This window comes from Paenibacillus amylolyticus (genome assembly GCF_047302515.1).
Classification (GTDB): domain Bacteria; phylum Bacillota; class Bacilli; order Paenibacillales; family Paenibacillaceae; genus Paenibacillus; species Paenibacillus amylolyticus_G.
On record NZ_CP168019.1, the window covers coordinates 2,256,853 to 2,281,138 of the forward strand.

Sequence of the window (24,286 nt, forward strand, 5' to 3'; positions counted from 1 at the left end):
CTCTTCTATGTAGACTGTCCTTGCAATACGGTCCACTTCTGCTCGGCTGGTGTCCTTTTCCGACTTCTTGGCGCTTTGTCGTAATATCCTATATGAAGAATCCCAACAAATCTTTCATCCTCACGTAAGCCAATTCCATTGAAGAACCCTTCATGCTGAATCATGGACTCTGTATCCCACAACATTCCTAGCCCTTGTTCCCAGCCCAGCAGTTGGAAGCTCTGCATCACCCCGCAGGCAGCCGCATAATTACGGTCATTGGTCAGACGATTCGGTCCTACAGTCGACATAACAATGACGTGGGCAGGAATATCGGTAAATCTCTTTTTAAAAACATCCAGAAGTTTCCCTGGAATCAGCTTGCCAAGCTTGCTTTGTGACATCTGTTCCAGCATGCAGTCCACCAACCGTTTGCGTGCTTCTGGAGTTCCGGCATATACTACACGCCATGAGCCAGACTCAACAGATGGTTGAAGCCGCATAGCCTTACGCAGTAGTTCAACAACCAACTCCTGGTCCACCGGCGTAGAGTTGCATTTACGAATACTCCTGCGCTCCCTGATCAATTCCGCCAGACTCATATACTTCACTCTCCTTTGTTCTATCTGGATTCAATATTTATACTGCTGTCTTGAAGAAATTGATGGATTATTTTTAGCTCCGTTTCCGAATATTTGTCGAGAGTACGATAAAAGCGCTCAGCCTCATGTATATGCAGACGTTCATGCAGTTCAAAGATTTTTCTGCCTTGCGGTGACAACCGGAAATAGCTTTCCTTTTTGTTGTCGTTCATTTTCGTACGTTTGACGAATCCTTCCTCCAGCAGTTTGTTGCCAATTTTGGTGATACTTGCTTTGGACAAATTCATTGCCTCGGCAATACCCGTGTTGTTAATGGGCTCATGCTTGCCTATGCAATCTATCATATGAACCGCGGTCAAATGCTGAGGGATTTTCTCGATGCTTTCACGCTGGGCGATACTTAGGAAATGCTCGATTTCTGTATCCTTGTGGTTCTCATACACATGTAAAAAACGGATAAATTGGTCATAAAGCAACTGTTTTGTTCGATCTTTTGAGATCATTCTTTGATCGCTCCTTATTTACTTGTAAACAAAAATATTCTTTTAAAAATAGAGTTATTCTAAATAAATTCTTACATTTAGTTTAATGGTTAACAATATATCATGAATGATAATGCTTATCAACTATATTCTCTGACATTACAACATTACTCTATAATCCAGGACAGAGACCTGCCTTGAACGGATTATCTTTTAATCTGCTCGTTAGTTAAACAAAAGCAGCCGATCACGCTGATCGGCTGCTTTCTTAAACTTGGGTTATTGGACTCAGTATCATTCTCTCTACTTAAATTATACCGTTATTTTTTATGCTTTTATAGACTGTTTTTTTTGAAATTCCTACACTATACTGCTAAATACAAAACTAAAAAAGAGGTGGATCAGTATGGATGACAAAACAGTAATCATAGACCAAGGTCCTTTTTTTCATGGTACAAAAGCAGAACTGCAAATTGGTGATTTATTAGAACCGCAATTTTTATCAAATTACCAAGAAAAAAATTCTAACCATATATACTTTACTGCAACATTAAATGCTGCCAAATGGGGTGCTGAATTGGCAAGATCTAATGCAAAAGAAAGAATCTACATTGTAGAACCATTAGGAGATTTTGAAAGTGATCCCAACGTAACTGATAAAAAATTTCCTGGAAATCCAACACGTTCATATCGATCTAAATCGCCACTTAAAATAGTAGCTGAATTAGCTTCATGGGAAAGGCACTCTGAAGAAGAGATTAATCACATGATTACATCTTTGAGAAAACTAAGTGAAGAAGGAAAAAATATAATATATGATTGATTCCTCTAGTTAGCTGAATAAAAGCAGCCGATCACTTGGATCAGCTGCTTTCTTTATATGATTGAGTTATCGGTTCCTAACACTTTAAATTAACTTTTTCTCTATATCAAAAAGCTTAGAAATGCGGGGAAATAGACGAAAGGCATTGCCATAAGCGATCGCTTTCGCGTTTTCTTCGCTGACCTGCTGTGCTTCATGGAATACCGACTCCCGCTGTATCCGAAGGACGCTGTCCGCTGGCCAAGGTATGTCCGCTCCGAACAGAATCCGATCTGGCGCAATTAACTTTTGGATTGTGCCGAGGTTTAACGTGGAATCATAATAAAGGTGGTCCAGTTTGGCTATTTCAGCTTGAAATTGTTCCGGTGTTGTTTCAACCTGAATCGAATCTTGCCCGATAGCGGCAAGCGCAATTCTCCATTTGATATACGGCACCATGCCCCCTGTATGGGGAAGAATGAACGTAATAGATGGATATTGGTCGAAAATGCGATGAACAGCCATCGTAGTGACAGCCCGCGTCGTATCGAAGGTGCCCTCAAGCAATGCAGGACTAAGTCCAGCGATTTTTTGTGGTATAAGGATGGGATGCAGAAACACAACAGCACTGCGCCGATCCAATTCGGTTAACAATTCGGTGTAATCCGGATGGCTTAAATATTTCCCTTGATAACTTGTTAGCATTGCAACACCATCCATCCCGAGAACATCAAGTGTATACAAGGTTTCTTCCATGGCTGCTGCGGGATCCGGGAGTGGAAGCGTTGCAAATGCCCCATACCGCTCAGGATAAAGTTGAGCATACGATGCGAGCTCTTCATTCATTTTACGTGCCAACGCGTTGGCAGAAGATTGGTCGATGAACGTCAGGTCTGACGGGGCTGAAAGGAATGAAAACGAGATGTCACATACATCCATTTTTTGCATCCCGATCTCGGGCGTCCACTTCGGCATAAAACTTGGGATCTCCATTCCCAGCTCCCGTTGCTTTCGTTGCATTTCTTTAGAGATGATATGGTGGTGAACATCAATGACAGGATTAAACATGCGTGATCAGCTCCTTCTATTTATTTTCAAGCCATTGGTTTAACTGGTTTTGCTTTTCCGTCAATATTTTCTCTACGCCTGCATTCTTTAGTTTGTCGAGATAAGCGCCTAGTTCTGACGGATCAAAAGTTCCTGTCTGAAAGCCTGCATCATACTGGTTTTGGACGTTGGCCACCGAGGTAATTTGTGTTTTGACCGGATTGATGTCGAAGCTGAAGCCCATCGCCCTTGATTTTAGGGCACCCTCGTTTTCGCCCCTCAAGTGCTCCCACATGTCAGGATCGTTCCCTTCCCATATGTAGGACAGGAAGTTGTTCCCCACGGCATATTGGTTCGAATCGTATCCTATTGCAGTGACACCTTCCGGCTTGCCGATCAGGTCATTATCGCGCTTAACATAATGCTTGCCCTCAATTCCATTGGTAAACAGATTAATGACTGCTTCGTCCGAGTAAAACAGTTCCAATACTTGAATCGCCTTATCCGGCTGCTCACTGTTCCTTGCCAAAGACATCATGTTGGAAGCTACGCTATTTCGGGTCATATACGAGTCCTCAAGAGGTACGCATACAAGTTCAGTCCCAGCCGCAAGTGATTCCGAGTAACACTCATTGATATTCCGGATATACGAGAAGGCTTTGCCTGCCTTGATCAGATTGGAGCCCGTTTCCTGTGACGTTGCGACGTCTTTGCTGAAATAACCTTTTTGATACCAATCACGCATCAGGTCAGCCATTGTGGAGAACCGCGAAGTCGCAAAAAGATTCTGCATGGTGAAGTCCTCCCCGCCAAAATCCAGTACGCCAGGTGCTGTTCCCAATGGATCAAAATTCAGCATGGCTTGTCCGGGTGTTTCCTGCGAGGTGTAGCTGACAATCGGCGTGACACCTGGCTCATTCTCCTTGATAAGCTGCAATACAGCAGAGATATCATTCCAGGTTTTTATGGCGCTAAGGTCAATATCATGCTTATCGGCAAGCTCTTTGTCCATCACAAAACTGGGGGAAAGTGCCCAAGCTTTAATGCTGGGAACGCCATATGTTTCGCCATTCATCTTCCCGGCTTCTGCGGCTTCTTCTGGAACAGCCTCCAGTATCTCTTTACCGAATTCATTCAGCGATTCGTCCATGGGCAGTAACTGTCCCCTGCCGATTTGGGATTCAAGGCCTAACCAAACGCTGGTATACACCAGATCCAGTTTCTCGCTGCCCGCCAGCATCAAGTTCATTTGATTGGCATAGTTCGATCCATTAACAGGCAAGAGCTTCACGGTGGCGCCTACCTTTTCTGATGTAATATCACTGATGGCTTCCTGAATTTCCTTAACATCTGTTACATCACCAAAAGCCGGATACGTCATGACCACTTCATACATGTCTGTTGCTGAAGCTTTCCCAGGTTCTGCTCCCTCCTTACTGTCTGGAATTCCGCATGCCGTCAACAATAGAGGGGCCGCACAAATTAAGGACATTACCTTTATGAAACCCGCAGGCAATCTTTTTTTGAACATCTTCATTCACTCCCCATGTTTGCTTTTGGATGAGACATCTTGAATACGAAGCATGACTAGCCTTTTACGGCACCAATGGTCAATCCCTTGACGAAAAACTTTTGGAAAAACGGATAAGCTGCGATCAGCGGCAACACGCCGATTACGGCAATAGCCATTCTCACACTGCCGAGAGGTACGGATGAGACAACAGCCGTCTGGCCAGACAGACTGTTTTGCTGCAAGTATTGGACATCAGACAACATTCGATTAAGCAGGTTTTGAATGCTGTAGAGGCTTCCGTCATTGATGAAGATCAGACCGTTAAACCAATCGTTCCAATATGAAATCATGAGCATCAGACCAATGGTTGCCAGACTTGGGAGTGCAAGCGGAAGAACGATTTTGCAATAAATAACCCATTCGTTGGCTCCATCCACATAGGCTGACTCCACGACTTCGCCGGGAATTGATGTGGAAAAGAAACTACGCATCAACAAAATGTAGAACCCGTTGGTCAGTAAATTCGGGATGATTAGCGACCAGATGGTATCTTTCAAATGGAAGAGGTCCGTATAAACCAGGTACATCGGCACCAGCCCCCCATTGAAAAGCAGGGTGAAAAATACGAAGAATGACAGGAACGAACGAAATGGAAGCACATTTCTGGATAGCGGATAAGCGACCAGGGTTGTGATCAACAATCCAACAATCGTGCCCACGACCGTGATGAACGTCGTAATTCCATACGACCGCAGAATCAACGAATACTGATTAAACAGATACACATAAGCATCGAAGCTGAATTGAGCCGGTAACAAACGATAACCATCCCTGATAATGGCTTGTTCCTCGGTTAGGGAAGCAGATATCAGAAGTATAAACGGAAACACTGCAGCGATTCCCATCATGATGAGCACGAGGTGAACAGCCATTTGATATATCCTATTTGAATACATGTTGTCCTCCCCCTTAGCTAAAACAGCGCCAAATCCCGATTTTTGCGACGAACGATCGCATTGGTCGTTAATACTAACAGAAAACCGACTATGGACTGATACAGTCCGGCAGCGGATGACATTCCGAAATCCCCGAAAGTCATCAATCCACGATAAACGTATGTGTCAATGACATCGGTAGTCGTTTGCAGTGCACCCGAATTCAGCGGAACCTGATAGAACAATCCGAAATCGGAATTGAAGATGCGTCCCACTGCAAGAAGCACCATAATGACCATCGTGGGTTTAAGCAGAGGAAGGGTAATGCTCCAGACTTGCCTCCACTTGGATGCTCCGTCCAGCGTAGCGGATTCATAATATTCTTGGCTGATGCCTACAATTGAGGCCAGATAAACAATGCATGTATAACCGACGTTTTTCCACAGATATACGACACTTAATATAAAGGGCCATTTACCGGAATCCGCATACCACGACACGGGGTCTATCCCCAGTAAAGGAAGCACGTAATGGTTGACGAATCCGTTTTCCTCGTTGAGCAATGCCAGAACCAAGTAAGCGACAATGACCATTGAGATCAGATAGGGCAGCAAAATGATGCTTTGATACAGTCGGGAGGCAAATCGCTTTTTTACCTCGTTCAACAATACGGCCACAGCTATGGAGAGCACTGTTCCAAGCACGATAAATGCGCCGTTGTAAAGTAACGTGTTTCGGGTAATCACCCAAGCATCCTGCGTTTGGAACAGATAGGCGAAATTATCGAAGCCTACCCAGTCACTTCCCCAGATTCCTTTTGCAAAATTGATATCTTTGAACGCAATCACAATGCCGAACATGGGCAAGTAATTGTTGATGAACAGATAGACGATGCCTGGCAAAATCATGACCAATAACAGCCCATGTTTTCTGATGCTTTGGATGCGGTTTGCATGGAAACCTCGACGCATGTCTCTCTCCCCCTGTTCGTAACAATGATGTTTGGTTTGTGTAACTCCTCCAACATCCCTCCTATTCTATGAATGTCAGTTTATGTGACTTAAAATTGTTCTTATATGAATAATACGATGTAAGTAAGCCTCAGTCATTGGTGTGATTCACTAAAAAAAATGAATTCATTTGGATTATTACACCAAAAGAAAAGCCTGTCTAAATTCAAATGTTATGTATTATGACATTTACTGCATTAAGCAACGTTTTATAAGCCCTGTGATCAGCCTTTTCATGCCAAAAAGCAACGCATCTGCAAAAGGATGCGCTGCTTCATTTTCAATTAAAGATTGTTACGAATGGATGGCTGCCATCTGTCTGCTGTTCGGAAACATTCGACCACCAACAAGCACACCACCCGAAAATACAGCTTCACGTGGAGGTGCTGCCGCCAACGCATGCATCGCATTTATAGCATTTACCAACGAGAAAGTGCCTCGTTCACCCACTTTTGGAGTTAATGGCGCATTGGATATAAGTTTGTACGTTTCTAGCAACCAGAAGTCTTCTACCCAACCGGATGCTTCAGCGAGACGTGACCCACGGGAGAGCATATCGCCATTTCCGAATGGGCTCCACGAATCCAAAATGTTATCGGAACCGATATGCACGGACACGCCCGTTTCCATCAACAGTTTGATGGGGGGCATGGGCCTGTCAATGGGCACACTCGTCATGATGGCTACGCCGGTCGCACACAACCTTTCCGCGAGTGAGCGCACCTCTGTTTCCCCAACCTGGCCCAAACAGTAGGCATGGCTTACCGCGGTACGGCCGGACATACCGGCTTGTTCTGTCAGTTCGGCGAAGCGGCTGATCGTGTATATTCCGAGATGACTCGGGTCATGCAGATGCAAGTCGATGCCCGCAGAGAATTCTGTCGCAAGTTCAAACATGGCTTCCAGACTGGCATCCACCCGGCGGTCCAGTCCGGCCGGATCCACACCACCAACATAGTTGGCTCTAGCACGAAGCGCTTCCCGCATGACGGAAACGGAGTCGGATCGAAGCAGGCCTTGCTGGGGAAACGCCACAATTTCCATATCGATGCGTCCCTGGTACATCTCACGCACTTCCAAGACTTCCTCAAGATGAGAGAGGCCAATTTGCGGATCCACGTCAACGTGTGTGCGGATTGCCGTTGTACCTTGGGCTAGCATTAAATCCAACATTCGTTTCGCTCGTTCTCCCGCCCCGGTCGGTAGTTCCCCCAACATACTTTTCTCAAATTCCAACTGGCCGGGCAGCGTGACAAACGGCTGCAAAGATTTCCACGGCTCCCCAATAAAATGCTTGTCCAGATGGGTATGCATATCTGTCATTGGCGGTACATAGTGCAGCCCATCCGCGTCAATGACGGTTGTCGGCCTACCGGCAATATTTACAGATGTGAGATCCGCATCCGTTCCGGCAGTCTCAATGCTGACAATAAGTCCAGTTGCTTGATCAATCGTTAGATCAAACAGGTTTTCCGACCATTTGACATTTTTCACGAGTGTTAAGCCTTTCTCCATAACTCCATCCCCTTACTTCATAATTAGATTGTTTCCATCCCATCCGACAACCACGTTAATTCCAAAAGTTTTGAGTCAGTACAAGCTACTTGTAATCCCGATTTCCAAACCGTGCGGGCCTCCGGTTTATTAAGCAGAACTTCCCTTTCCGACCGCTCTCGGAACAATACCATATCAGCCGGAGCGCCAACCTTAACGCCATAATTATCAATGCCTAACGCCTGTGCTGCGTTATGCGTCAGCATGTTGGTCAAGATGAGCGCATCCCGTTTGCTGCCCATGTACGAAGTAATTGCCAATAGCCAGGCAGCCTCAATCGGGTCTGCCTTGCCAAACGGCGTGAATGGGTTGCGCACATTATTGACGCCAATCGCCACATTCACTCCGCAATCCTGCAGCAGTTTCACGGGAGTCAGACCTCTATGATAACCTTCGGAACCTTCCCTTCCATTCAAAAAGAGGTCCGTCATCGGCAGCGTAATGACGCTGATTCCGGCAAGACACAGAAGCTCCCCGATAGCCGAAGCTTCGTGTTCAGGAAGGGAGCCGAGCGAGGTTACATGTCCGGCGGCTACATGCCCCTGCATTCCTGCAGCAATGGCCCGTTTTGCAATTTCCACAACGGCACGGTCGTTGGAATCGACCGAGAAATCCGCATGAAAATCCAGCGGTTTTCCGTACTTCCCTGCCAGACTAAATGCAAAATCCAAGTGCTCCCCCAGGTCTGCATCTTGATACGTGATTCCTCCAATCACATCGGCTCCCATACGAATGGCCTCTTCCATCAGCCCAGCAGTCCCCGGACTCTTGAACACCCCTTCTTGCGGAAAGGCAACTACCTGTAAATCCAGTTGATGTTTTAAGGATTGTTTGAGACGAAGAGCAGATTCGACAGCTCTGAGTCCAAGAACCGGATCAACCTCTGCATGGCAACGCATATGGGTTACACCATTCCTGACGGCTTCTCGAATGACAACCAGCGAGCGATGATACATGTCCTCCCTGGTGAACGAACTTTTCAGTTTGGATGTTATCTGAATCGCGTCCTGGAGAGACTCCGCCTCCCGATCCATGGAATCCAGCAAATATGCTTTTTCCAAATGAATATGCGGCTCGACCAATCCAGGCAGCAATAAGCCTCCTTTGCCCTGCACTACACGAGACGCTTCGGTTTTCCTTTCCCCGCATGGCGTGAAAAATGCAATCTTGCCTGAGGATATCCCGACATCCATTCGCCTTTCATCCCCGGAAATCACCGTATCTGTGATAAGTAGATCAATCATTACATCCTCCGTTCATGTACGCTTTTATTACACACAAGAAACACTTTAAGCATAATTCACTCCTTATGAGAAATCATTGGATGAAAAAGATAAAAATAATTAGCAATCTTGGATGATCAAACCAAAGATATTTACTCCACATGATCGTAGTGTTATATTACTTAACAATAAAATAACTTGTTCCAGAAAGGGATGGGTCGATGTGCTGCTGACAGATTTGCTGAAAAACGGCATTTACGATGATGCCAGAGTGATTACGGGGCATAAGGGTCTAATACGTGAGGTTCAAACAGTCAACATTATGGACTGTCCGGATATCATTCGCTTTCTAAGGCCAAACGAGCTCTTGCTGACCAACGGCTTTTTCATGAAGCAGCAGCCAGAGATGTTTATTCATCTAATCAGGGACATGCAGCGGCTTCATTGCTCGGGGTTGGCCATCAAAACCAAGCGCTTTGAACTGCCGATCCCTGATGAAATACTTTGGGAAGCGGATCAGAACGAATTTCCCATCATCGAAATTTCGGATGTCCGTCTATCCCTCGGCGAAATTTTGCAGCGATCGACCAGTGTGATTCTAAACAACAAGAGCGACGAACTGCAATATGCACTCAGCATCCACAAAAAATTCTCCGAGATGATCATGCGCGGCAAAGGAATTTCCAGCATTATCGATTCCCTGTCCAAACTGTTCTCATCCCCAGTCATCCTGTTAAACTACAAATGGCAAACCATCTCCGCTTCCGACCAGAATACAAGTGTTGCTGAACTCACTGCAGCCGCTGTAAATACACTTCAAGACTTGTCCGATATTTCTAGTCCCACTTCGTTGTGCTTTATCAATCCATCAGTCCGAGAGCGTTGCTGCATGCTAGTATATCCAGTAAAAACTTACCGCCACGAAGGCTATTTGTTATCCTTTCATTCGCCGGATCAATGGACTGGCCTTTTTGGTCTGACGCTTGAGCAGGCCTCCAACGTCATTGGAATGGAGCTGACCAAATCACAGGCTGTCAAAGAGCGCTCCCGCAGGCACAAAAACGAATTCTTTTCCGATCTGATTGAGGGATATATCACTTCTGAGCAGGAGGCGCTGAACCGCGGCAAGAGATGTGGGCTTATCAAGGGGCGTGCAAGCGTTGTGCTGACCATGCGTAATGACGAGGTGCATCACATGCATCAAAGATTTCCTAAAAACGAAGGTTCGGCGCCTCCGAAAAGAGATAATATCACGGAGCAAGAGGAGCAATACGAGCACATCAAACGTGTTTTTGGTGGGTTAGATCATTCCTTCGTCATGTTTACCAAACATGATACCTACTGTCTTCTGCTATCTATCCCTGAGTCGGGGTGGGATGAGGCGAAAATCACCGAGCAGCTGTCAGGAATGCTTAAAGAGCTGCATCATGAGATTGGACTGAGTCTGTCGATCGGCATTGGCAAACCTGCAACAAATGTACTCGGCGTTCGTCATTCTTATACAGAAGCGGTTAATGCATTGCAATTCGGCTACTGGCTAAAACGAAAGCAATTTGTCCAATCTTACCAAGCCAAGGACATCGGATATTTATTCCACATGCTTCCCCACAACGAACTGAAACAATTTTACGACGCGACCTTAAACGGATTGCTGCAGATTGCAGACGAACATGAAAAAAAAGAGTTGCTGCGCACCTTAAACGCTTTTTACGATACACAATGCCAGCTTGTCGAAACATCCAAGCAACTTTTCGTTCATCGAAATACGGTGGTGTATCGACTGGAAAAGTGTGAAAAAATCTTGGGTGTGAAACTCAAAGATCCAACTGAAAGCTTACGAATCCGCATAGCGATAGCTATCGAACCTCTGCTAGGACAAGATTAAAAGAAAAAAGCCGCTATAATAGCGACTTGAATTGAACATGTTCCTGTCCCGCGACACCTCTTTATTGGAATATCTATGAGATACGCCATCATGGAATAAATTTTAATTATTTTGTTAATATCCATTTTTGTCGATCAAGTGATGGATTCAGTTCACTTAGGAAGAGTTCGGTCCCATCTTCCGATACTTCTAATGCTTTTTGATGATGAGCTGAAGTAATATGAACTGATCCGTCTTTGTTCTCGTGAAGGACCCAACGCTGGTTGTTGTACCCTAAGTAATGATATAGCTGAAGTTTGTTTTGCCCTATATCCAGATCAAGCGTCTGACCAGCCGTAGTACGAATCGAATACGAACCTGCTTCGTCACCTGTCGGAACAAATACCCACTTCTGGACGGAAGCTGCACTTGCATCTTGCAAGGTAACCGGCTCCCCGTTGACAAGGTTCACGGTATAAATGGATTTCTGTGTTGCGGCATTTACAAGGCTGGACTTGGTGAGGTTTGCAGGTTCACCGTTGCTGACATTGACGTTCTGATAAGATGCGGAGCCTCCAAATACATTCAGTCCAAAGTGACCTTCTGCAAAAGTACCATCCATGATATCTATCACTTTTTGACTGTCCACGTGAACGACAATATGCGGACCATTCGCTTCTATTTTCACCTTATACGTTTGACCTGGCCGAATGAACGTTGGTACTTTTGCAAGAACCTGCCGTTCTTCAAATGCTCCATTGATTTTGTAGAACAGACGGATTGCTTTCATGTTAGGGTCTAGATTCAGATAATAACCACTGCGACCATCCTCGCTAGCCCTGAACAAAACAGAACCTGCCCCTCCTGTTTCACCAAGCATCATGTCTGCTTCATACGTAAAATTCCCAGCCTTCTCTTTGGCAATATAATTCGCATCGCTAAAATATTTACCACGAATCCCATGTTCACTAACTAACCATGAAGCAGCAGACAGATCTTTAGTCCATCCACTCAGGTTTGTCCGGAACTCGCCACCTGAGACTTTAATGAGCACACTACTGGAAGTTTTACCATTCGGAGTAGATACGGTGACTGTGGACTCCCCTTCTTTTTTTGCCTTAATAACTGCGTGTGAATTGTCTACCAAGTCTAGGGCTATTACGTCGTTATTACTGGAATTCCACTTCAGCGGTTGAACGCCTAGACCCGGGCCATACTCGACCATCGCCTGCAGTGTATCCGACTCGCCTACCCCCAGTTCCCGAACGCTCGTATCCATCTTTATTTGAGCTTTTGAAGGAATGTCCTCATTCCAGACAGATTGAAGTTGATGCACTTTCAAGGAAACAACATTGACATTCCCACCTTTCACGTAAAAACTCATCGCTCTACTAGCAGGATCCGGAAATATAACATCTGAAAAGACAACTTTGCCGTTGTTACCAAAGGCTTCAACAGAAGATTCATCCACAAGAATACGCATCTTGATCCGGTTATTCTCCATTTGCGCAGGCGCTTCATGTTTCTTACTTAAAAGGTTAGAAAAATCCGTTTCACCGGATGCAGTTCGGTCCACAAACATATGACTATCGCTGGCCTTATAACCCACGACCGTCTTCTGATTTGCACCCTCACGAATGTTAAAGCCAAACTCGGTCACTGTGCTGGCTTCAGGGATTTCAATTTCAGCTTCAATTTCGTAAGCACCTGAAATAATACCTTTTAGCAGATTCCCGGAAGAAGGACTCACCGACTTGTTAGAAGCAGAGTACAAAGGTTTACGCAGTGATTCCAATTCTTTGATTGGACTTTGCGTCATCCCAATTCCATCTTTGGTTGTTACCAATGATACTTCTCTCGGAATGGTTAGTTCACCTTTCCAATTGGACGTTGGGAAAGCGAACGGATAGTCCCAATTCGTCATCCACGCCATCATCACTGTGCGATGATCAGGCATGTTAGCGAAAGACATCGAAGCGTAAAATTCTTTACCAAAATCTGTTCTTAGTACCTTGCCCGCCGGATTATCGTTCACGAATTTACCATCAGCTGTTAAATGACCGATAAAATACTCGGCATCTGATCCACCTGTTTTGGGATTTGCTCCTGTACTGATCATCATAACCCACTTCTTCTGTGACGTTCCGTCTACCGGAAGCTGGAACAAATCAGGGCATTCCCATACTCCACCGCGGACGTAATCCCCATATCCCCAATTATCTGTCAATGTCCAGTCAAGTAAATTCGTTGACGTATAGAAACGAATATGATCTCCTCCGGACACAACCATAACCCATCGGTTATTCTCATCATCACGGATCACTTTCGGATCGCGGAAATCCCAATTCCCAACTTCATTTCCGCTCTTACCTGGGTTCTCGATCACAATCGGGCGTTCCTTCGAATACTCCCAAGTACGACCTTGGTCTTTACTGTAAGCCAGACCTATACGCTGGTTTCCATTCGGGCTATCCGGATTAAAGGAAGTATAGTATGCAATAAGGCCCTTGCCTCCTGAATCTCCGAATAAACCAGATGCATTTGTCATATCCGCAACAGCCGACCCAGACCAGACATGTCCGTGATCATTCCAGGGAAGTGCAATCGGAAGCCGTTTCCAGTTCAGCATATCTTTACTTACCGCATGCGCCCATGTTCCTCCATCCTGATGAAAGAGATGATATTCTCCTTCGAAGTAGACAAGTCCATTCGGATCACTCGCTGAACCACGTATTGGCGTGTAATGATATTGCGGACGATATATCTCATTGTAATATTGGCTCAGTTCCGTCACATAAGTATCCTGGAAGTAAGCCGTCCCCTTTTTTACGACGATTCCAGTACTTCCACTTCTGTAGGTTGAATCTTTCACGTCAATCGCGGCCGTAGTGTATCCGTCAAGGAAGACCTGAATTCGATCGCCCTTTGCCTTGATTTCCACATGATGTTTGGCTCCCATCTGACTCGGATAAGTACGTTGCGAACTTGCAATTACTGTTCCTTTTGTATTCGTCAAACTTACACGGACCTGATCTCCTTCCTTCGTAAGAGTAGCTTCATATCCTTCAGCTCCATCGGTTGAAGATCGAAATGCGAGAGCTGAAATAGAATCAGGACGAAGGGTAATATTCCCTTCATAGACCATATCAGCCGCCTCTTTATTATAGATTTGCTGTGCTCTGTTCTCCTGTTCTACCCTCCCTCTTTTGCCGTTGATATCAGGCTGCCATTTTCCCTTGCTAGAAAGCACTGTACCCAAATTACCTTTCAGATCGCTCACCACGATGTTCGAAAACAAGGCGGATCCATCCCATACATGGAGTCCAAGCTTTCCGCTTTGATACGAAATGTCTTGAACATCAATCATTGGTTTATATTGATTGCCCCAATATACTTTTAACGAGGAACCCACTGCCTTCACTTTGAGATGATAGATTTGCCCTATTTCAACAGAAACTTTACGCTCCTCCTTTAATTTCCCATCTCCATTTCTTGCATCTCTTAACCGAATCAGACCTGCGTCCGGAACGATTTGCAGCATGTACGAGCTAAAGCCATCCTCATTAGAACGAAACAACAATGTGGCGTCTGCCTTTGTATCCCTGATCATGACATCAGCTTCATAGATAAAATCATCGGACACTGTCTCTGAGATGGCCATTACATTTTCTTTAGGCTGTGAAGTTAACAAGATTCCTTCTGAAGTATCCTCTAATTCCCCTTTTCCTTTCACTTGCCAGCCTATCAGATTGGTGTTTGATTTGGATGCGCTTTCAAAAATATCAAGCTCCTCCTTTGCCTGTTTATTTGTTTCCTGATCAGCGAGCACAGCACTAGCCGCAATTGATTTAGATGTAAAAATACCGTTTGAAGTCAGAGCTAATCCCGTTGCCATCAGAAGACATATTACGAATTTAGATTTATCTTTCATTCCATACCCTCTTTTCTAATAGGATTGTAAAGTCGGTTCAAATTTAATTGGTTTTGGACAACCAGTTCAGTTCGGTTGCCCAAAACCGCGCAGTAACCATTATGGCGAATCAAGCCATTGCTAAATTCTAAACACTCTGATTTTCCCAAATGCTTACGAGATCATTGATTTGAAGCGACATGACCTTTAGTTCTCCGCCAATGGCATAGAGTTCCAGTCCTCTACTTCCCAAGTCGGGGAAAATCGTGTCTGAAATGATAGTTGTCCCATTGTTGCCAAAGATCTCTACACTTGACCAATCAACATAGATGCTCAACTGTATCCGTTTATGCTCTGGCTTCATGGGGGCCTTGTGTTTTGCAGCAAAATCGGGATGGAAATCAACAGTGTTCGACTTCGTCCGATCGACAAACAACTCCTCATTCAAGACATTATATCCGATGACTGTCTCCTGGTTGGAAGAGGAAGACTTTCGCACCTTGAACCCAAATTCTATTGCATTACCGATTTCGAATTCCGCAATAATTTCCATCTTTGCAGCAGAAACAGCAGACAAAACGTTCATATCTGGTTTAATCGTAATGTCTTGTAGAGACAGAATTGATCTTCTAAGTTGATTTAACTCAGTTATGGGTGCTTGAATTAAGCGAAGTCCTTCCGAATACGTCCTAAGCTGAATCTCTCGTGGGATGGACATATGACCACGCCATTCTTTAGAAGGAAGAGTGGAAGCATAACGCCAATTATTCATCCAGCCGACCCAAATCTTTCGCCCATCTTCATTCGGTATACCATCCCAGGTCACGGCCGCGTAAAAGTCAGATCCGTAATCTATCCATTGGATTGTATCGAATGATTCCAATGTTTCATCTAGTGTAAAAGCCTTACCATCAAAGTGACCTATAAAATACATCATGCCAGAACCGCCTGCGGGTGGTTCTGAATCGTTTGGATTTACGCCATTTCTATCTCCGACACTTAGTGTCAGAATCCATTTAGTGGTATTAGGGTCCTCATCCACTTGGATTTTAAAAACATCAGGACATTCAAAAATTCCACGATGGATGCCCGGAATATCAGAACCGAAACCGCTTGCAAAAGACCAATCCTTAAGATTCGAAGATGTGTAAAATTCTACACGGTCGCTAACAGCAAGAACCATTACCCATTTTGAAGATTCTTCATGCCAGAATACCTTTGGGTCTCGAAAGTCTAGCGTCTCCATGGGGAATAAAACAGGGTTACCTTCATATTTTGTCCAGGTTCTACCTTTGTCCTTGCTGTAAGCGATGCTTTGAACCTGCGGTTTACCGGGTTGAGCGCTGTTATCATTATTAGTATAAATTGCAACCAATCCTGATCCTGCTTCGTTGAAGAATCCGCTTGTATTGTTCTTATCGACTACCGCACTTCCCGAAAAGATCGCTCCATCTTCCCCGGGCGAGATGGCTGGTGGAAGTTCATCCCAATGTACTAAATTATTACTTACTGCATGTCCCCAATGCATTCTGCCGAAGTCAGGCTGCGTATCATGGGGAGTATACTGGTAGAAAAGGTGATATTCTCCTTCGTAATAAACCATTCCGTTAGGATCGTTAATCCAATTTCCATTAGGGGAATAATGTATTTGCGGTCTATATTCATTTTTATAAATAAAGTTTTCTGGACCTTTGCTGATATTATTTTCACCTGATAGAAGTATTTTTTTAATTTTATTCACGCTCCCTTAAGGCTATTTAAAACTTAAAAGAAGTAATATGCATTCCTTATTAACAAAATAATCCACCCATGTTCATTTGTCAAAGTATTTTTGGATAAATGAACACTATTTTTTATATATAAATCTTTTTTAGTTTACATTTGCACAATTTATGATTGATTATAGAAAATAACAGTTTTTATTTAAGTTGATCTAATCATTTTTTTATCACTTTAAACCTAAGAGTTTACAAATGTAAAAAAGGTTGCATCTAAACTTCTCTTTACTTGTTCAACAAAATATCGTTAGTATTAAACCCAATTTTACCGATAAAACAAAAAAAGCCGCTAAAATAGCGACTTTAATAGGAATATGTCCGTGTCCCGCGGCAGGTTAATTAATTAACGTCTTGCCTTCATTTAATAACTTCAACCTTTTTATCCCCTGCTGACTTCGCTACCTCTAACGTTGTTTTACCTTCAATAGCGACGATCACGCCAGTAGCCAGCATAGAAACGATTAAAGCTGCGCTGATGGCTGTCGAAATTTTCTTCTTGACCATAACCATACCTCCGATATCTATTATGTTGTAATAAGCGGCTCAAGAATATGACGAGCCGAGTGTGACTGGGTATTACAAAATTTTACTTTTTTGTTGGGTAATCTACCTGGTGATTGTATTATAACTTACTGCCAATCATTGTAAAAGGATTTTTTCTTTGTGTTCGATTCCCGGACTTATTACTACCTGGAACGTAAGGTCATTGATTCATATAATGGGCATATAGTTGCTCAAATGTTGTAAAACGTTCGACTTTTCTGCCGACCTTATTATACTCTTCTCGATAATCATCCATCACTTCAAGGAGCTTCTCTTTCATAACTGGTAAATTACTTGCATCAAAGTACTGCATAAGATCATATTTCTTGGTGCCTTTCTCCATGGCCATTTCATCAAGATACTCATGTGCTCCAAAGGCCGAAAGAAAGACGTAGGAAGCATCGTTCGCTGTAACACTGTTCAAAATTTTATTGCGGTAGTTGCACCACAATTCTTCATATGTTCCCCTCAGATTATCAAAGGTCGGAGCCGGTTTAACAATGAAGTTATCACACATTGTGTTATGTAACCTCGTAACACTATTCAACATATTAAAGGATGTTATTCGAATATCTTCAATGGTATGAGCTTCGATGATTGACATGTATAAGGATTCGAGATTATCCGGAACATAGCGAAACGAACGTATCTCTTCCAAATATCGCTTGATCCCTCGTTTGATGCACGTGTTATTCATACTCACCAAGGCATTGACTAGATTATACAGAACCTCAGCAGATGCATATCGCACTGAACCGATATCTTCACTAAGCATCGTATCGCTGTATGCTTGCTTAGCCAGGTCGATCCATTTATTTGCTCGATTAAGACACGCTTCTCCTATCGGTTTTGCAAGTGCATCAAGAGCTTTTTGCTGGAAGTCTTTCAATTTCTCCAAATCCTCAGGCTTAGCATAGTAGAGTACTTTAAGCTCGGTTAGGCTCGATACGTTGGGACTCTCCAAGGTGGATTGCTCTTGTATTCTTGAATCCCATGGCGTGCAATAGATATCATATCCAACGTCGTCCAAGATGAAGCAATCGGATATTTTCCATCCCTTTTCTGTATTATTAATGATAATTAAATCAAGATCGCTCTTCTCGTGAAAGTCACCGGTGCTAAATGAACCAGTAAGCCCAATAATGGCGATATCGTCTAGAAAATCTCTTTTTACGCGTTCAATCACCATGTTAATGACAGTTCATTTTTGTCCAGCAGCTTCTTCTTTATGATTTCGTTCATTCGTCACACCTCTTTGTATGATCCGGCCGTCCTTCATCACAACAACCTTAACTTAAGTCTATCGACTTAGGGGTACGGTTACTATGTATAAGTTGATTTAAGTCATCTTTGCACAAAATCCGCTAAACCGTCGATGCGACGAGTTAGCGGATTTCATTAGTTTCTTGTATAGACTATTTTCTTTATGCTTTCGCAGGACAAGAAATACCGACCCGCCAACTCCTCTATCCTGACTCCATTACGGAATAAGGATTTAATCTCAGCGTTTCGAGCAGAGACCCTGCTCTTGCTCTCTGTTTTCTCGCCCCATTTTAGGTGCGCCTCTTTGGGTTTTGGGATATAAACCAATTCCCCTTGAACGTATTCTTGAATGATACGTAACAATTCTTCCGGAAAAATAGACTCGGCTTTTGAATATTTCATGTGCCTCACTCCTTATTTAATAGATCAATAAGGTGCAAAGCCAGTTAGTAGAATATTACGATTCGTCGTTGGCAATGTGATTATTCCCAGGCTCTATGCAAAGCATTGCCATATTCTTCACTGGCTTTGCATAGAGCCGTGCATGTAAGAATCCTACCCCGATTGTTTTCAATAGCCTCACCTCCATAGAAAATAGATAGTTGCTATTCGCTTATTATATCAGGGCTTGTTGTTGAATTGTTTAATTATGTCTTTTGGGGCTGACACGATTGTACGCGTAAAGTGGGATGTATATCAAAAGGTAGGAGCAGGTAATTCATCAATTTTTATACGTAGTAAACTATAAGGTTTTTGTCGCAGGTCTCTTCCATAATGAAATCTCGCCTGCCTATGTAATTGGTTCACAATTACATATAAGTATTGATCCGGACCAATAGAAAACGTATCTGGCCATAAAATTCGGGGATCATGGGCGATGGTTTCCATGATTCCATTCGGCAATATCTTTCGAATACTATCGTTTTCATAATCTCCAGCATAAACGTTTCCTTTAGCGTCCGTGATCATCCCATCAGATGCACCCTTCTCTCCCCAATACTGCACAAGATCACTTAATTTAAAATCCGGTATCGTTCTGTCTCTTAACGATTCTGTTGAGATCGAGTATAGCTGGCGACTGGTTAACGGACAATAGAATAACATTTTTCCATCAGGGGAAATGGCTATACCATCAGAGGCCAATCGAAACGGAGATGTCGAACCATCCGCGTTTCGATTCTTCAAAATTTTACCTTCCACTTTGGGCACAAAATAAGGATCGGGTGAGGTTGAGCTTGTTCCATGCAACCGTCTATAGGCATTCCCGTTTTCTAAATTTACGACGATAATAGCGCCTGGCCCATTGGAAGAAGAATCCGTTATATATGCGTAACCTGCTTTTCCTACACGAAAGTCAAATCGGACATCATTTAGATACGTTGTCGGCAAGACTACATCATCTGCAAATGTATATACTTTTCTAATTGTACCTGTTTCTAAATCTACCGCGACTAATTTTGCGCCGCCTTTAATAGGCTCTGAAAAGTTTGGTGCAGCCGTGTCCAGTACCCACAGGGTTCCCCTTCCATCTGCAACAACACTTTGGACACTGATGAAGGACATAACGATATTCAATGGGTTGATCAAATTCGTTTCTACATTAGGATAAGGTTGCATATGACCCTCAACAATTTCCGCTACCGTAAATTTAACGTCATCTCCCCATTTTGGAAAGCAAATAAAGATACGCGCGGTTTCGGATACACTAACGCCTGTAGGCATAGCCCCGTAAAAGGAATGAACGAGTTCTAACTTACCAAAATATTCTTCCATAGGTAACATAGGCTGTATGATGTCCTCCTCAACATAGTTGAATAGATATTACCTATAATTATGTTCAAGACTTTTTCTAATGCCTGGCCCTTTATCATTCTTTTTTAACCTCGATTTTGAAATTGTCCGATAGATCTAAAAATACAAAAAACTTCGGCGTAAGCCGAAGCATGTTGACGGTAACTATATGTGTTCTAGGAAAAATGCTTCCTCCGATCGTCAACGCAAAACTCTGCCAAGCTTATCTGTATCAAAACCGTTTTATTGTTGGTCCGGCAGACGTAATGCGTTTGCTGAAGTTAGCGCTTGATCTAAGAATTCATCTGCTCGGGTCAATTGCTGCCGGGCAATCTCCAACGCTTGTGAATTTGTTGCATCAGATTCATTTAACGAGCTTATTGCCTGATTTAAAGCCGTCTGCACCTCATAAACCGCGTTAGATGCATGCTGCTCCAGCGTAATACTACCACTCGAGTTAAGTGCACCTTCTGCCGGTTTTCTTGCATTTTCGGTGGCTAGATCAATTTTGTTTTTATTGGGCACCGTTACTCCTCCTTCCTTGAGTAAGATCATTCATTTAAACAGGAATAAGTATGGGATTGAGATTTTGTTTATATCCCTGCGACTGTATGGGAATATTCGGATCTAACCTCTCCGCTGATCCATATTAGTATAAGATCCGATGCATTGGAAAATCTAACGTTGATGAAAAAGGAGGTGATCATTTCTGAATGACTAATCCAACGCTAGCGCCGCACGAATCGATGGAACTGCATGAAGCGTTAAACTTCAAAACGCTCTGCCTCGCTAAGTCGAAACTTATGCAAGGCCTGGTCTTTGACCAAGAGCTAAAAGCCTTAATGCAGAAAGACGTAATTCAATCCATACAACAGATCGCTGAGCTGCAAGCAATATATGCAAGAGCTCCTTTTCAAGCACCCGTTCCGAATAATCCGACACCTATAACACATTAAGGGGAACTCAGATGAATACCGATTATTTAGATCCGATTAATTCATTGAACATGCCGGAAATGGCTGACATGACTTTTGCGATGGACTTCCTTATTCGTGCCAAGGAGGGTGTGCGTAATTTGTCCATCGCCCTGACGGAAACGGCTTCACCGGATGTAAGAGCCCTGCTGCATACTCATCTTAAGCAGGGAATTGCAATGCACCAAGAAATCTCGGAGCTCATGATTCGCAAAAAATGGTTTCATCCTTATGAGTTGAACGAACAGTACCAACTCGATCAGCTTTCGGCGAAAAATACGGTGATGATCGGGCAGATGAATCTGTTCCCGGGTGATACGTCACGTAAAGGGATGTTTGATCGGACCCCAGATGAGCATATTGGAGGACATAAAGCATGAAGGCGGTAACGTATCAAGGGGTTAAAAATGTCGTGGTCAAAGAGGTGCCGGATGCGAAGATTGTGAAACCGGACGATATGATCGTAAAGATCACCAGTACCGCCATTTGCGGTTCGGACCTTCATCTTATTCACGGGATGATCCCTAACCTTCAGGAGAACTATGTCATCGGACATGAGCCGATGGGGATCGTAGAAGAAGTAGGTCCTGGCGTGACCAAGGTAAAAAAAGGCGACCGTGTAATCATCCCGTTCAACATCGCATGCGGAGAATGCTTTTTTTGCCAAAATCAGCTAGAAAGCCAATGTGACAATTCCAACGAGCACGGGGATATGGGCGCATATTTCGGCTACTCCGGAACGACCGGCGGATATCCCGGCGGGCAAGCCGAGTATTTACGGGTTCCATTTGCTAATTTTACCCACTTTAAGATCCCTGAAAACTGCGAACAACCGGACGAAAAGCTAAGCTTGATCGCCGATGCCATGACGACGGCATTCTGGAGCGTAGATAACGCCGGCGTTAAGAATGGTGATACGGTCATCGTGCTCGGCTGCGGTCCGGTCGGACTCCTGGCCCAGAAGTTCTGCTGGCTGAAAGGTGCTAAGCGTGTCATAGCCGTCGACTATGTTGATTACCGCTTAAAGCATGCGAAGCGAACAAACCATGTGGAAATCGTAAACTTCGAACAGGATAAGAATATTGGGAACACTCTCAAGGAAATGACCAAAGGCGGCGCCGATGTTGTCATTGATGCGGTAGGAATGGACGGCAAGATGAGCGATCTTGAATTTCTAGCCAGCGGTATGAAACTGCAAGGCGGCACCGTGAGCGCATTTATCATTGCATCTCAGGCTGTTCGCAAAGGTGGCACCATTCAAGTCACTGGGGTATACGGCGGACGTTATAACGGATTCCCGCTCGGTGACATTATGCAGCGAAACGTGAATATCCGTTCCGGACAAGCTCCGGTCATTCACTACATGCCATATATGTATGAGTTGGTTACGTCTGGCAAAGTGGACCCTGGCGACATTGTTACGCACGTCATTCCGCTCAGCGAGGCCAAACGGGGCTATGAAGTGTTCGATACAAAAACGGACGATTGCATTAAAGTCATCTTAAAGCCTTAAATATGAATAGATACATGGGAGGACAATCTGAATGGATTCCACTTACGCTTTGCATGAGATGCTCGAAGTGCATGAGATAGCTGCGTTCAAGACGGTTTGCATGACTAAATCCAAGACCATGCAAGCTCTGGTAACCGACCCAGAGCTCAAGCAAATTCTGCAACAAGATGCAACATTATCACAACAGCAGCTTCAGGAGCTCGGTGGAGTGCTGTCTAAAGCGACTGTATAGGAGATAAAAAAATGAACCCAATATTAGAACACATGACTGGTCTTAATACGCTGACCGATGACGTGATCGCAATGGATTTTTTGATGAACGCCAAGAGCGGCGTCAGAAACTACGCCATGGCTGTGACCGAATGTGCCACTCCCGAAATCAAACAAATTTTGATGAAACAGCTCGATGAAGCCATAGACTCTCATGAAAAGATATCAAATTACATGGTGCAGCATGGCTTATACCACCCTTACCATATTGCAGAGCAAATTCAGCTCGATCTGAAAAATATTCAGACTGCTATGAACATTCCGTCCTGACACCCTTTTTGATTTTAGCCAGAGACTTCAGAGAACAAAATGTTCCTGTGTCAAGAATTTCAACAATGAAAAAAGGCGGATACACTCCGCCCTTTTTTTGGCATCGTCAAGAAACACGCTTATACAAGTTTTCCTTTCTACTTATTTTCCATCCTGAGACTGATTACCCTTTGCAGCTCCACGACCGCCACCTCCCATGCCTCCTCGAGCATTATTTTCACCCAGTTTAGACGATGTCCTCTTACTGTGTTTATGGACGCTGCTCTCTTGAATTAACTACCAGTGAACTTAAGGCTCCAGCCTCCATGACATCTCCCAAAAATCCAGTTCAAAGCGACTGCACATCACGAAAATATCTTCCATCCGTTGGTACGTTCCCTCGCTACAGCCTTCTAATAGCTTATCCGTTAACGTCACTAGGGATTGATTGTTGCTGTTGTATTCAGAGGAAGCATACCCTGTGATCCACTCTCCATAAAAAGGATGATCAGCTGCATCTGGCTTTTGAGCAAGGACTTGACCAATCTCTGCATAGCTCCATGAGCAGGCCAGAATGGATACAAGTACTTCTGCTATGCCACCCGCATGGGAAACAGAGAGCATATAGTTAGTATAGGCTGCATTTTTCAGTGCAGGTTTTACCTGAAAAACATGATCCTCTGTAATTCCTAATCTATCCATATAAGAACGGTGAATTTTCATTTCACCATTCAGGATGTTATCTACGTTTTTACTAAAAAACTGCATCAATTTGGGGTCGTGCGACTTGACGATACCTAGTGCAAATACACGGGCATAATCGAACAGGTACAAGTAGTCTTGCAGCAAATAATAACGAAATTGTTCAACCGTCAAGGAACCATCTCCGATCCCTTTAACAAAGGGATGCTCAAGACATTCCTTCCACACGGGCTGTGCTGCCTGATATAGTCTCTCTGAAATAGTCAACATGTGTTCCTCCAA

23 protein-coding genes are annotated in these 24,286 nt (G+C 44.0%); 7 read left to right on the forward strand and 16 right to left on the reverse strand.

Annotated features, from left to right (window positions below; genetic code table 11):
* Positions 1-5: 5 nt before the first annotated feature.
* Positions 6-581 carry a nitroreductase gene (locus tag ACDJ59_RS09700; protein WP_413408615.1) on the reverse strand — a complete coding sequence of 192 codons (576 nt, stop codon included), beginning with the start codon at positions 579-581 and terminating at the stop codon, positions 6-8.
* A gap of 20 nt (positions 582-601) precedes the next feature.
* Complete coding sequence (locus ACDJ59_RS09705; protein WP_413408616.1) at positions 602-1,084, reverse strand: MarR family transcriptional regulator; 483 nt, start codon at positions 1,082-1,084, stop codon at positions 602-604.
* A gap of 385 nt (positions 1,085-1,469) precedes the next feature.
* Here ACDJ59_RS09705 and arr point away from each other — a divergent pair, with 385 nt between their 5' ends.
* Entirely contained in the window at positions 1,470-1,886 is a 417-nt protein-coding gene (arr, locus tag ACDJ59_RS09710; protein ID WP_413408617.1) for an NAD(+)--rifampin ADP-ribosyltransferase, read from the forward strand.
* A gap of 84 nt (positions 1,887-1,970) precedes the next feature.
* On the opposite strand, the gene ACDJ59_RS09715 is transcribed toward arr, so the two are convergent.
* From ACDJ59_RS09715 to ACDJ59_RS09740, 6 genes are all read right to left on the reverse strand, one after another.
* Positions 1,971-2,933 carry an amidohydrolase family protein gene (locus ACDJ59_RS09715; protein ID WP_413408619.1) on the reverse strand — a complete coding sequence of 321 codons (963 nt, stop codon included), beginning with the start codon at positions 2,931-2,933 and terminating at the stop codon, positions 1,971-1,973.
* A 16-nt stretch (positions 2,934-2,949) separates the two neighbouring features.
* A complete protein-coding gene (locus ACDJ59_RS09720) occupies positions 2,950-4,443 on the reverse strand; it encodes an ABC transporter substrate-binding protein (protein ID WP_413408620.1) in 1,494 nt (497 codons plus the stop codon).
* 56 nt (positions 4,444-4,499) lie between these two features.
* Positions 4,500-5,381, reverse strand: coding sequence for a carbohydrate ABC transporter permease (locus tag ACDJ59_RS09725; protein ID WP_338586959.1), 882 nt, complete (start codon positions 5,379-5,381; stop codon positions 4,500-4,502).
* A 17-nt stretch (positions 5,382-5,398) separates the two neighbouring features.
* Positions 5,399-6,331 (reverse strand): ABC transporter permease, encoded by a 933-nt coding sequence (locus ACDJ59_RS09730; RefSeq protein ID WP_413408622.1) that lies wholly within the window; start codon positions 6,329-6,331, stop codon positions 5,399-5,401.
* 333 nt (positions 6,332-6,664) lie between these two features.
* Entirely contained in the window at positions 6,665-7,885 is a 1,221-nt protein-coding gene (locus ACDJ59_RS09735) for an amidohydrolase family protein (RefSeq protein ID WP_413408623.1), read from the reverse strand.
* Between the two features lie 23 nt (positions 7,886-7,908).
* A complete protein-coding gene (locus tag ACDJ59_RS09740) occupies positions 7,909-9,168 on the reverse strand; it encodes an amidohydrolase family protein (protein ID WP_413408624.1) in 1,260 nt (419 codons plus the stop codon).
* A 202-nt stretch (positions 9,169-9,370) separates the two neighbouring features.
* Between ACDJ59_RS09740 and ACDJ59_RS09745 the strand changes: the two genes are divergently transcribed.
* Positions 9,371-11,032, forward strand: coding sequence for a PucR family transcriptional regulator (locus ACDJ59_RS09745; protein ID WP_413408625.1), 1,662 nt, complete (start codon positions 9,371-9,373; stop codon positions 11,030-11,032).
* A gap of 106 nt (positions 11,033-11,138) precedes the next feature.
* Here the strand turns inward: ACDJ59_RS09745 and ACDJ59_RS09750 are convergent, their stop codons facing one another.
* The 7 genes from ACDJ59_RS09750 to ACDJ59_RS09780 form a co-directional block, all read right to left on the reverse strand.
* Positions 11,139-14,942 carry a GH32 C-terminal domain-containing protein gene (locus ACDJ59_RS09750; RefSeq protein WP_413408627.1) on the reverse strand — a complete coding sequence of 1,268 codons (3,804 nt, stop codon included), beginning with the start codon at positions 14,940-14,942 and terminating at the stop codon, positions 11,139-11,141.
* Between the two features lie 127 nt (positions 14,943-15,069).
* Positions 15,070-16,662 carry a glycoside hydrolase family 32 protein gene (locus ACDJ59_RS09755; protein WP_413408628.1) on the reverse strand — a complete coding sequence of 531 codons (1,593 nt, stop codon included), beginning with the start codon at positions 16,660-16,662 and terminating at the stop codon, positions 15,070-15,072.
* Positions 16,663-17,056: 394 nt separating this feature from the next.
* Positions 17,057-17,203, reverse strand: coding sequence for a hypothetical protein (locus ACDJ59_RS09760; RefSeq protein ID WP_165789879.1), 147 nt, complete (start codon positions 17,201-17,203; stop codon positions 17,057-17,059).
* A gap of 199 nt (positions 17,204-17,402) precedes the next feature.
* Positions 17,403-18,431: a nucleotidyltransferase domain-containing protein gene (locus ACDJ59_RS09765; protein ID WP_413408630.1), complete on the reverse strand. Its 1,029-nt coding sequence runs from the start codon at positions 18,429-18,431 to the stop codon at positions 17,403-17,405.
* Between the two features lie 209 nt (positions 18,432-18,640).
* On the reverse strand, positions 18,641-18,907 hold the full coding sequence (locus ACDJ59_RS09770) for a CD3324 family protein (RefSeq protein ID WP_413408631.1): 267 nt from the start codon (positions 18,905-18,907) through the stop codon (positions 18,641-18,643).
* A gap of 294 nt (positions 18,908-19,201) precedes the next feature.
* Complete coding sequence (locus ACDJ59_RS09775) at positions 19,202-20,287, reverse strand: L-dopachrome tautomerase-related protein (protein WP_413408633.1); 1,086 nt, start codon at positions 20,285-20,287, stop codon at positions 19,202-19,204.
* A 252-nt stretch (positions 20,288-20,539) separates the two neighbouring features.
* A complete protein-coding gene (locus ACDJ59_RS09780) occupies positions 20,540-20,821 on the reverse strand; it encodes a hypothetical protein (RefSeq protein ID WP_413408635.1) in 282 nt (93 codons plus the stop codon).
* 188 nt (positions 20,822-21,009) lie between these two features.
* On the opposite strand from ACDJ59_RS09780, the gene ACDJ59_RS09785 reads away from it, so the two are divergent.
* From ACDJ59_RS09785 to ACDJ59_RS09805, 5 genes are read left to right on the forward strand one after another with little or no spacing between them, the layout of a single operon-like run.
* Positions 21,010-21,252 carry a spore gernimation protein GerQ gene (locus ACDJ59_RS09785; RefSeq protein WP_413408636.1) on the forward strand — a complete coding sequence of 81 codons (243 nt, stop codon included), beginning with the start codon at positions 21,010-21,012 and terminating at the stop codon, positions 21,250-21,252.
* Between the two features lie 11 nt (positions 21,253-21,263).
* Positions 21,264-21,650: a spore coat protein gene (locus ACDJ59_RS09790; RefSeq protein ID WP_413408637.1), complete on the forward strand. Its 387-nt coding sequence runs from the start codon at positions 21,264-21,266 to the stop codon at positions 21,648-21,650.
* On the forward strand, positions 21,647-22,783 hold the full coding sequence (locus tag ACDJ59_RS09795) for a zinc-dependent alcohol dehydrogenase (RefSeq protein WP_413408638.1): 1,137 nt from the start codon (positions 21,647-21,649) through the stop codon (positions 22,781-22,783). The genes ACDJ59_RS09790 and ACDJ59_RS09795 overlap by 4 nt, the downstream gene beginning before the upstream one ends.
* A gap of 31 nt (positions 22,784-22,814) precedes the next feature.
* Positions 22,815-23,015, forward strand: coding sequence for a hypothetical protein (locus ACDJ59_RS09800; protein WP_076253188.1), 201 nt, complete (start codon positions 22,815-22,817; stop codon positions 23,013-23,015).
* Between the two features lie 11 nt (positions 23,016-23,026).
* On the forward strand, positions 23,027-23,323 hold the full coding sequence (locus tag ACDJ59_RS09805; RefSeq protein WP_036615415.1) for a spore coat protein: 297 nt from the start codon (positions 23,027-23,029) through the stop codon (positions 23,321-23,323).
* Positions 23,324-23,611: 288 nt separating this feature from the next.
* Here the strand turns inward: ACDJ59_RS09805 and tenA are convergent, their stop codons facing one another.
* Positions 23,612-24,274, reverse strand: a complete 663-nt coding sequence (gene tenA / locus ACDJ59_RS09810) for a thiaminase II (protein ID WP_413408640.1) — start codon at positions 24,272-24,274, stop codon at positions 23,612-23,614.
* Between the last annotated feature and the right edge of the window lie 12 nt (positions 24,275-24,286).